The sequence below is a fragment of the Pseudomonas rossensis genome (assembly GCF_039888995.1).
In the GTDB taxonomy this organism is placed as follows: Bacteria; Pseudomonadota; Gammaproteobacteria; order Pseudomonadales; family Pseudomonadaceae; genus Aquipseudomonas; species Aquipseudomonas rossensis.
This window is the reverse complement of the sequence record NZ_JBBWCB010000172.1, coordinates 1-9,981: the sequence shown is the minus strand read 5'-3', so window position 1 is coordinate 9,981 and position 9,981 is coordinate 1. Positions and strand designations below refer to the sequence as shown.

The 9,981-nt window shown below is 60.9% G+C and carries 6 protein-coding genes and 1 pseudogene; 3 read left to right on the top strand and 4 right to left on the bottom strand.

Going from position 1 to position 9,981, the window contains the following annotated elements; translation table 11 throughout:
* Positions 1-1,172: 1,172 nt before the first annotated feature.
* Positions 1,173-1,529 (top strand): DUF6124 family protein, encoded by a 357-nt coding sequence (locus WLY71_RS27325; protein ID WP_347806038.1) that lies wholly within the window; start codon positions 1,173-1,175, stop codon positions 1,527-1,529.
* A gap of 103 nt (positions 1,530-1,632) precedes the next feature.
* Here WLY71_RS27325 and WLY71_RS27320 read toward each other — a convergent pair whose 3' ends face one another.
* From WLY71_RS27320 to WLY71_RS27305, 4 genes are read right to left on the bottom strand one after another with little or no spacing between them, the layout of a single operon-like run.
* Entirely contained in the window at positions 1,633-3,081 is a 1,449-nt protein-coding gene (locus tag WLY71_RS27320; protein ID WP_347806037.1) for a curlin, read from the bottom strand.
* A gap of 27 nt (positions 3,082-3,108) precedes the next feature.
* A complete protein-coding gene (locus tag WLY71_RS27315) occupies positions 3,109-3,570 on the bottom strand; it encodes a curlin (protein WP_347806036.1) in 462 nt (153 codons plus the stop codon).
* Between the two features lie 60 nt (positions 3,571-3,630).
* Complete coding sequence (locus WLY71_RS27310) at positions 3,631-5,877, bottom strand: Ig-like domain-containing protein (protein WP_347806035.1); 2,247 nt, start codon at positions 5,875-5,877, stop codon at positions 3,631-3,633.
* 35 nt (positions 5,878-5,912) lie between these two features.
* Positions 5,913-7,259 (bottom strand): hypothetical protein, encoded by a 1,347-nt coding sequence (locus WLY71_RS27305; RefSeq protein ID WP_347806034.1) that lies wholly within the window; start codon positions 7,257-7,259, stop codon positions 5,913-5,915.
* A gap of 283 nt (positions 7,260-7,542) precedes the next feature.
* Between WLY71_RS27305 and WLY71_RS27300 the strand changes: the two genes are divergently transcribed.
* Together WLY71_RS27300 and WLY71_RS27295 are read left to right on the top strand one after the other, a co-directional pair.
* Positions 7,543-8,991, top strand: coding sequence for a sensor histidine kinase (locus WLY71_RS27300; protein WP_347806033.1), 1,449 nt, complete (start codon positions 7,543-7,545; stop codon positions 8,989-8,991).
* Positions 8,992-9,174: 183 nt separating this feature from the next.
* A pseudogene (locus WLY71_RS27295) lies at positions 9,175-9,981 on the top strand (copper oxidase); the annotation flags it as partial.

The following is a 9,981-nucleotide window of genomic DNA, read 5'->3' as shown; positions in this document are numbered from 1 at the left end:
GATGTACTCCATCCAAATGTGGGAGCTGGCTTGCCTGCGATGGCGGCCTGACAGCCGACCAGTCTCCCTCAGATGTACTCCATCCAAATGTGGGAGCTGGCTTGCCTGCGATGGCGGCCTGACAGCCGACCAGCCTCCCCCAGATGTACCCAGTCCAACTGTGGGAGCGAGCCTGCTCGCGAAGGCGGCCTGATAGCCGACCTATTTCTTTCAGGCGTACATATCCATTCCTGCGGTAACGGCCGCTAATGGTTTCGCTTTTACAGCGAGTCCCTTTTTCAAACGCCAAAAAGGAACCAAAAGGCTTTGCCCCAGCGTCCGGCCCCTCGCTTAGGCTCGGCGTTCCTTCGTTCCGGCATTCATCTGGGGGCATCGCCTCCGGTCGGCTTCGCTTCGACCTCCTCTCGATGTGTTCGACTGCGTCGAACGGCGCTGCGCGCCTGCCCCCCAGATGAACACCTCCACTCAGCCTCCCGAAGGGGCGGGCAGATCAAAAGCAGGCGAGGCGAGCTAACGCTCGGCCTCGTTGTTTGGTTGGGGGTTCGCAGGTCTGATTTTTTGTGGGAGCGAGCCTGCTCGCGAAGGCGGTCTGACAGCCGACCTGACTTTTGCGGATGTACCCAAACCACTGTGGGAGCAAGGCTTGCCCGCGATGGCGGCCTGACAGCCGACCAGTCTCCCTCAGATGTACCCAGTCCAACTGTGGGAGCGAGCCTGCTCGCGAAAGCGGTGTGCCATTCAGCATTGATGTCGGCTGACACTCCGCCATCGCGGGTAAGCTCGCGCCCCCACAGGGGATATGTACTGATTTGAGGGGGGGTGTTTAAGAGCGTTTAACGTTACTTCCTGAAAGCTACACCGCCTTGCGCCGTTGCCTACAACTACGCCAGAATCCGCCGGCTTGTGCGCCTTGGCCCTGGTCTCTATCGTTTCCCCATCGCTGCCAATTCAGCGATCGGGTTTAGCAGCTCGGTGAATATCAAGGCACGCCAGTGTCACCTCTCGATCAGTCGACTTTTTTTGTCCTCGCTGATCTGCGTTATGGTGGCTGTGCGTGGGGCACTTCGGTGCGCCGGGTTCCTTGATCCCTGGTCTGCTAACCCGCGTACAGTCGCCACCCTTTTCCGTTTAGCAGCGATGTGTGGCGGCTCCATTAATCAAGGAGCTTCCCCATGTTCAAACCCACACCCAATCCCCCAGAAACCGACACCGTTTCCCCCTACGAATCACCCGATTCAAAAAAACTCCACGAAGCCGCCGACCGCGCCCTCGACCATTACCTCAATCCCCAAAAAGACACGCCCGAACGCAAGTTCAGGACGATGTTCGTCATCGCCCCGGACATCGACACCGAAAGCCTGTTGGCCCACGCCTGTGAATCGTTGGCTTCCGCCAGTGTCATGGCCACTGATTTCGCAGTCTTTCTGGAGGGGCCACAGCGCAGCATGTTATTGGGCATCCAGCAGGTCATCATGCTGGCCGACCTGGCGGTAAATCGGGCGCTGGATAACATTGATCCGCAGGCGTAAGCCGTACCATCGATCGTTCCCACGCAGAGTGTGGGAACGATCAACCGACACAGACAAAAAAACCGCAACCCTCCACGGGCCGCGGTTTTTTTACGCCTTGCGATTATTGCTGCAGCACAGTCGCCTTGTTGTCAGCACCCAACTGCTGCACCGTCGCAGTCTGGGTCATGCCACTCTGATTAACATTGGCAATGTTGGCGGTGCCGCCCTGTGTCACATAGGCCACGTTCATGGTGTCAGCCTGTTTGACCGTGATCATGTTGTCGCTGCCATACAGCTGCGTGGTGAACGCCTGGTTGCCGGTGCCGGACTGGTCGAAGTCGGTGGTGTTGCCGGTACCGTTGCTGCTGCCCTGGGCCAGGTTGGTGGTGCCGCGCTGGTCGGCGATGAGGATGTTGTCGCTGCCGTTTTGGTCGAAGTACAGCTCGTTGTAGTTTTCAGCCTGTTTGACGGTGGTTTTGTTGCCGGTACCGGTCTGGCTGGTGGTCATGAGGTGGCCGATGCCGTCCTGTTTGAAGCTGGCGGTGTTGTTGGTGCCGTTCTGGTTGACGGTTGCACGTTGGTTGCTGCCGAACTGGCCACCCTTTTCCGGGCCTTTCCAGTCGCTGGCGTAGACCTTGTTGTCGTTACCCACGGAGGTGGCGTTCAGCACATGGCTGTCGCCCTTCTGGTAGGTGAAGTGCACGTTGTTGGTGCCTTGTTGGTACAGCGCCAGGGTCGAGCCGACGGATTCGAACTGGTCGGCATAAATCGCGTTGAGGTCGCCGACTTGCAGCACCTGGGCGACGTTGTTTTCGCCGAAGCTTTGGTCGACCACGGTTTCGTTGGTTTGCCCGTACTGGTTGACAGTGGCCTCGCTGGCGGTTTGCCCGCCTTGCCAGACTTCGGCGCCGTTGAAGTCGCCGAACTGGTTGATGGTCACGGTACCGCCGTTGCCATCGCGCTGGTCGCCATAGGCGTAGTTGCCTTCGCCCGCCTGGTTGAGATTGATCTGGCCACCCATGTGGGCGATTTGTTCGGCGGTGGCGTAGTTGGCGGTGCCGTACTGGATGATCACTGCGTTGTTGGCAGTGCCCAGTTGGATCTGTTCGATATTGGCCTCGTTGCTGTCACCAAACTGGAAGGTTTGAGCTTGGGTGGCTTCCTGAGTGTCCTGATAAATGAACGAGAAGTTGCCGGTGCCTTGCTGTTGTTGCAGCGCTTCGTTGCCGCCCACGCCTATCGACTGGCTGGCGTGGCTGGTGTTGGAGCTGCCGACCTGTTGCTGGGTGATGGTGCTGCCGTTTTCGAACAGTTGCTCAGCGTAACCGGCGTTGTAGTCGCCGAGTTGATCCTGGGTGATGGTGCCGGTGGCGTTGTCTTGCACCGCTGCGGCGTCGTTGCCCTCGCCGAGTTGTTGTTGGGTGGCGGTACTGAACGGGGCCGCGGTCTGTTTCACGTCGGCGATGTTGGCGGTACCGACCTGGTCCTGGGTGGAAACGCTGTCGTCGGCCATCGCCTGGGCACTGACAAGGACCAGGATGGCAGCGGTGAGGGGCGTCAGTTTGAACATGATGAAACCTCCAAGTGGTGCAGTGCTTTAGCGGTATTGTTTGACCGAAACGCTCATGCCGTTTCCGGACTGGGTCACGGCGCTTGAAAGCCCCGCCCCGGCCTGGTCGATGCTGGCGTCGTTGTTGTTGCCGTTCTGGGAAATCTGCGCGCGGTTGTGGCTGCCGGTCTGGGTGATCGAGGCGGCGTTGCCGGAACCTTGCTGAGTGATCATTGCCATCAGGTCGCTGCCTTGTTGCAGGATGTAGGCTTCCTGATTACTGCCCGACTGGACGATGGTGCCGAGCAGCGACTGGCCGTTCTGTTGCAGCAGCGCAACGTTGGCCTGGCCGTTCTGATCGATCAGTGCTTGCTGGCCAATCGGTGGTGGTAACTCGCCGAGGTCGGCGCCGGGGGCCAGGTCGTCGTTCTCCATCAAATCGTCGGCGTGCGCGCCCGCACTGCTGCAGAGCAGAAGCAGGCAGAGCAGGGCGACGGTCGAGGTTTTCATGGCTGCGTCCTTTGGGAACAGGCCGGCCCCACCCACCGAATCGGCGGGCGGGGCGAGGGCTCAGTTGGAGATCACCGACACCGTACGCTCGGTGCCCTGGGACGAGCGGATGGTTGCAGTCGGGTTAGCCGACGGGATCACTGTGGTGCTGTTGCTCACCGTCAACCGCCAGCGACCGGTCACTGGCACCGTGGTGGTGCCCAGGGTTGCCAGCCCGGTCGGGGTGGTGACCTGCACGGTGATGGTGTTGCCGGTGACCACCGATGAAGTCCCTGCAAAGTCCCAGGTGAAGCGGTTGTTGGAGCGAGCTGACACCGTAGCCGTGGTCACCGTGAAGTTTTCCGCAGCAGGCCTTGGCGAGACTTGCACGGTGACCGTGGCCGGTGTCGACAGGGCACCGAAGCTGTCCCGGGCGATGTAGGTGAAGGTCGTGGTGAAGGCCGTCGTGACCGTGGCCGGTGGGGTGTAGGTGATCACCGTACCGTTGCTGCTGACGGTGCCACGACCTGCCGGTGGTTGGGTGAAACTGGCGACGGCTAGAGGCACGTTGCCTTCCGGATCAGTGTCGTTGGCCAGCACGTTGATCGGAACCGCCACGCCCAGGGTCGCGATGCTGTCGGCGACCGCCACCGGAGACTGGTTAGGCGCAACGGTAATGGTCACGGTCGCCGCAGCGGTCGAGGCCAGGCCTTTGACGTCTTGAGCCTTGTAGGTGAAGGTCGTGGTCAGCAGTGCATTGACCACGGCGGGTGGGGTGTAGACAACTGATGCCGTTCCGCTCAATGCCACGGTGCCCTGGCCGGCGGCCGGTTGGGTCAGCGCGGTGATGCTCAGTGGCGTGTTGCCGTCCGGGTCGCTGTCGTTGGCCAGCAGGTTGAGGGTGATTGGCACGCCGAAGCTGGTGCTGCCGGTGTCGGCAACGGAGAGCGGCGCCTGGTTCTCGCCGGTATCCGGTGCGGTCCCGACAACCACGACGAGCTCGGTATCGCTGCCGCCCGCCGCCGATTTGACCGTGACGCTGGCCGGTGGCTGAGTCAGGTCGGCGACGGTCAGGCGTTGCAAGATGCCGGTTTTCGACAGACGTCCATAACCCTGCGCGACCATGTCTGGCACCGCCACTTCGTCCGTGGAGGTGGCCTCGATCACCAGGCTGTGACTGCTCCAGTTGTAGCGAGCGGTCTGGATTTTCACCAGGTCAGTGACCTTGCTCGACACGGCTGTTGGCCGGGTGGTGGCACTCGGGTCGGTAGCGGTGACCACCACCACCGCAGGCACGGTGGCACCTGTCAGGCGATGGCCGAAGAACTGGCCGTTGTTGTCGCCAAGCATGTTGGTCAGGCATGGCGACTGCGGTGGTCCGGGCACAAGGGCTACGGTTTCGCGGAAGCACAGACTCGAACCGTTGGTCGATTTGCCAAACACTTCTACCCGGGTACTGCTGGTGCCCGGGCCTGAAGCGGTTCGGCGGTAAGTGGCGCGGCCAATTTCCACCGGGGTTTGCGCACGGTTGTCGAGGACTTTGCCGGACACGGTAAAGAGGGTGGTCTGGATGGTCCCGGCCGGCCCCTGCACACGCAGGAAGTTGTTATTGAACGGGCTGCCGGTGACCGCTTCGGTGAGGTTCGGATCGCCGACGTATGTCTCGATGGAACCGGTGTCCGGGTTCACCTCGGTGTAGGGGCCGTTGACGCTGCTCAGGAATGGCCCGACCTGCCCGTTGAGGGCACCCGAGAAGTTGCCCGGTGCGCCGATGCCGATGTCGCGGGTGATGTTGATCGCCCGACGGCCCGGCGTGGTGACGGTGACCGTTTCCACGCCGTACGGGTGGGTGATGGTGTAGGTCCCGGCGACAGGCACGTTCACCCGCAAACGAATCCGCGCGAAGCTTGCTTGATCGCCGTCGACAGGGTTTTCCGCAGCGAATGCCGCTTCGATCCCGGCCACGTAGGCATCCACGCCATAGCCTCCGACATCGGCGATGGTGGTCTCGGCGAGGTACCAGAACGCTTCCGGTGGCCAGTTATCCGGAAACACCATCGGCTGGGTGTCGTCGAAAACCCCAGGTTCCGGATTCAGGATGCACATGTAGGAGGGCGCGCCAGGTGCGCCAGGCGACCGCGAACTGGTAGCCCGCGACTGGCACAGTTCCAGCGACAGCAGATTGTTGTCCTGATACCACATCGGGAATTTCCCGGTGGCAAAGGTGTAGGGGCCGGGGTCGACGGCAGCGAGTTGCGCGAAAGCACTGCCGGACAGCGATAGAGTCAGTCCCAGGGCGTTGAGCGCCAGGCGTGGCAATTTGTTCATGATGCCTCCTGATGAGGATCTGGGCATGTGTGCGTTCATTGCACGATGACCACTTCTTCGGTATCGCTGCCGCCATTGGATGACGTCACTCGAACCTTGGCCGGTGGAATTGGCGAGATGCCGGTCGCCAGGGATTTCACTGCGCCATCGCCACTCAGGGCTCCTATGGCGACACCGGTGCTGGTGGTGGCGGTGAGTACCGGCGGCGAGGTTTCATCGCTGGTCGAAGCCACTACCGTGATTTGCGCGGAGCTCAAGCTGTACTGGGCGGTCTGGATCACCACCAGGTCCGTCAGTGGCATCGACAGGGTGGTCGGTGTGCTGCTGGGAATGGCCAGGTGGTTATCGGCGGTCAGCACCAGGTTGTTTGGCAATGTCGGGTTGGTTGCGGACTGGGCGTACCAGTGGCCGGAGGTATCAGCCTCGGTCAGGTTCAGCACCGGAGTGTTGCTGTCCAGGGTCACGGTGGCCGGTGGCGGTGGGGCCATGACGAACACATCCTGCTGCGCCACCGGTGCGCTTTCACCGGCCTTACGCGAGTAAGTGCTGCGCTCGGTGATCATCGGGGTTGGCCGGGCCACGGTCGCCAACTTGCCGGAAATGGCCATTACTGTTGTGCGCAAGTCCAGACCGTTAGGCCCTTCGATGCGAATGTAGTTGGTATTGAAAGGGCTGCCGGTGAAGGCTTCTTCCAGATTCGGATCGCCAACGAAATGCTCGGCCGACCCGGTGGCCGGGTTAGTCTCGGTGTAGGGGCCGTTGACGCTGCGCAGGAATGGGCCGATGTCACTCTTGAGTGCGCCGTCGTAGGTTTTCGGCGTGCCAATGCCGATGTCGCGGGTCATGTTGATTGCGCGGCGTCCACCGGCGGGAACGTCAAATATGTCGACGCCATAGGGGTGGGTGATGGTGTAGACGCCGGCGGTGGGCACGTCCACCCGAATGCGGATGCGGCCAAAACTGACCTGGTCGCCGTCTACCGGTTCTTCAGCGGCGAAGGCGGCTTCCACGGCGCTGACATAGGTCAGGTCGATGCCCCGTGCGGTATCGACGATTGAGCCGTCGCCGGTGAACCAGAACGCCTCATCGGGAAAGTTGCTCGGGAAAACGACGGGCTGCGTGTCGTCGAAAACGCCGGGGGTCGGATTCAACAGGCACATGTAGGCCGGCGCACCGGGTGCACTGGCAACCCTGGAGCTGACGGCCTTGGACAGGCAAAGCTCGAGGGTTCGACCGTGAGTGTCCTGATACCAGGCGGCGAACGAGCCATTGGCGGGTACATAGGGGCCGGGGTCGACGGCAAAAAGCGCCGCCAGGGCGACACCTTGGGCCAGTGCACTAACGACCAGGGCGACCGCGGTTTTGGACAGTAAAGGGTGCATGAGTTAAGCCCTCTATATATCGGAATGCCTGCCCCATGGAGACGGGTCAGTTGAGAGGGCTTCGGCAACTTCCATACCAACCGGCGAAAACGGCCGGTAGAGGCCCCAGTCACGGGCGTATCACCCATAAACGGCATCGGAGCGCGGTTTTTGGGAGCGGGCCACTGTCCCCAGCATTGGGGGTAGATGGGCATAAGGAGGAAGTGGGGGGACGAGACCCAACGTCGGGCAAACGGCCATTAGTGGGCTATAACCCTATAGGGGAATCGTCGGGAACACGTCCATGGACATGCCTACTCAAACACTCCAGGCCGAGGGGGGTGATATTCGCCTGAGCTCGCGCAAGCAGCCGTTCAATTTACTGCGCTGGTTTTCGCTCATCAGCATGGCGGTGATTGGCACGGTGGCGGTGGCGTTGGGGACGGTGTCCACCCGGTTCGTGATTACCGAAAGCGTGCAGCGCGACGCGTTGTTGACGTCACAGTTTGTTCAGGCGATTGCCTCGGCCGAGGTGCGTCATGTGTCGATCCCTAATGTGCGGACCATGGGCGAGCTGCTCGATCCGCGCAAAGACAAGGACTTTTCCGATGTCGACCCGCTGGCCCGTGCCAATGCCCGGGGCGAGTTCCTCGACCATATCGCGCACCTGCCGGACGTGATCCTGGCCAACATCTATGCCCCCGACCGCATAGTGATCTGGTCGACCAACCCGGCATTGATGGGCACCACGATCCACTCCGACGAGGACCTGGATCACGCCTTTACTTCCAAAGTTCCTGTGTCGGCCAGCTATCACGATGTGGACAAGAGCCGCATGGAGCAGAAGTTCGTGACGCCCCCGGAATACATCTTTATCGAGAACTACATTCCGCTGTTCGATGCCGACGGCAACAAAGTCACGGCGATGGTCGAGATCTACAAGGAACCCAAGGACCTGATCAGCCGCATGGAGCGCGGCCTGGTGCTGATCTGGCTGGCCACTGCGCTGGGCGGCGGGCTGATTTACCTGGGGCTTTACTGGATCGTGCGCCGGGCGGCCATTTTGCTGGAGGCGCAACAAAAGCAACTGATCACCAACGAAACCTTTGTCGTCCTGGGCGAGATGTCGTCGGCGGTGGCCCACAGTTTGCGTAATCCGCTGGCGACCATCCGTTCAAGCGCCGAACTGGCGCTGGAATTCGACAGCGGCCCGGCCCACAAGAACATCAATGACATCATCGGCCAAGTGGATCGCATGTCGAAGTGGGTGAGGGAGCTGCTGCAATCCTTGCGTCCGCTCAACGATGACTCCGAGCCTGTAAACCTGGTGGCGGCGCTGCATGACAGCCTGATGGCTTTCGAGCATCAAATCGCCAAAGCCTCGGTCCACGTGGTGTTCGACCCGAAGCTGACGCCCATGGTCCTGAGCCAGCAGGTGCAGTTGACGCAGATCCTCAACAGTTTGCTGGCCAATGCACTGGAAGCCATGGACAAGAGCGGCACGTTAACCATCACATTGGAGCCGACCGATTCCCGTGGCCTCGGCGTGGTGGTGAGCGACACCGGCAAAGGCATGAACGAAGAACAGCGCAGCATGGCCTTCCGGCCGTTTTTCACCACCAAACAAGGCGGGCTGGGTGTCGGACTGGTGCTGGTCAAGCGGATCATGGAGCGGTTTGGCGGTGCGGTGACCCTGGAAAGCCGTGAAGGCGAGGGCACGAGTGTCCGTCTGTCGTTCAAATTGGTCCCCTGAAAACGGGTGCGAACTTTCCCCGTTAGCGGGTGTCATTCCCCAGTCGTTTCCCCGGTTATGGCAAATTGATGTTGATAAGCCATTGTTATATTAGTCTTAATGCTTTCGTAAAAAACCGTTACAAATCTGGCGAGGTCCTTGCACAAGCCCCATTACCCCTTCACGACTTTGAGGCGGCTGGTAATGGACAGAAAAGCGCGGTACCCCTTCAAGTGGTTCGACCTCCTGACGCGTGTAAGCGTCCTTCTGTCTATGACGCTGGGCACAGCGACTCTACGTGCCAGCCCGATCGACGATGAGCGACAGCCCGAACCGTCAGACCCCTCGGCGAACTACGACGAACCGGCTGACAAAGCAGGCGCCTTGAACGCCATTTTGACCATGCCCCCGGCTAACCTGGATTCCTTCGATTTGCCGGGTGGCGTCAAAGGCACCCGAAAAACCCCGCTCCAGGAAAACATCCTGCCGCCAGCGCTGCAGACCAGTTTCAATTACCCTACTAACGGAAAACCCAGCCCACTGTACGGTGCTCTGCCGTTCACTCAGCCACTGGCGCTGTTCGAAGAATTCGGTCTGGAAAAACTCGACCCCACTACCCCGGCGGCGCAGTTGCCCTTTCCACCCGCCACCATCGGCCCGCTACCGCAACAAGATCCCACCAGCGTCGCCCGCAGCGCTCCGCCGAGTGCGGCGCTCGACGCGTTCTTGCGTCAACCAGGCCTGACTCCGTTCCCCAGCCAGTATTCCAACGTGGTCGACCGCAACCCTTGGCAGAAGCAGATTGAATTTTTCCTCAACCGCCGTATCGGCTCGTCGGCGGAAGGCCGTCCGCCAGGAAAAGGCTGGTCGCACCAGCGCTGGAACGAGTTTTACCCGCAGGTGGCCTACAAGACCGTGCAGACCGGCGCACGGGTGAATACCGGTTTGCGTGACAGTCGTCAGATGCACCGCTATGCCTTGGGCGAGTTTGGCCCCAGTGGCCTTTATTAC

What these genes read in the sequence shown, in the direction of transcription:
- WLY71_RS27325 (WP_347806038.1), top strand. Translation starts at nt 1,173, where the DNA reads ATGTTCAAACCCACACCCAATCCCCCAGAAACCGACACCGTTTCCCCC.
- WLY71_RS27320 (WP_347806037.1), bottom strand. Translation starts at nt 3,081, where the DNA reads ATGTTCAAACTGACGCCCCTCACCGCTGCCATCCTGGTCCTTGTCAGT.
- WLY71_RS27315 (WP_347806036.1), bottom strand. Translation starts at nt 3,570, where the DNA reads ATGAAAACCTCGACCGTCGCCCTGCTCTGCCTGCTTCTGCTCTGCAGC.
- WLY71_RS27310 (WP_347806035.1), bottom strand. Translation starts at nt 5,877, where the DNA reads ATGAACAAATTGCCACGCCTGGCGCTCAACGCCCTGGGACTGACTCTA.
- WLY71_RS27305 (WP_347806034.1), bottom strand. Translation starts at nt 7,259, where the DNA reads ATGCACCCTTTACTGTCCAAAACCGCGGTCGCCCTGGTCGTTAGTGCA.
- WLY71_RS27300 (WP_347806033.1), top strand. Translation starts at nt 7,543, where the DNA reads ATGGACATGCCTACTCAAACACTCCAGGCCGAGGGGGGTGATATTCGC.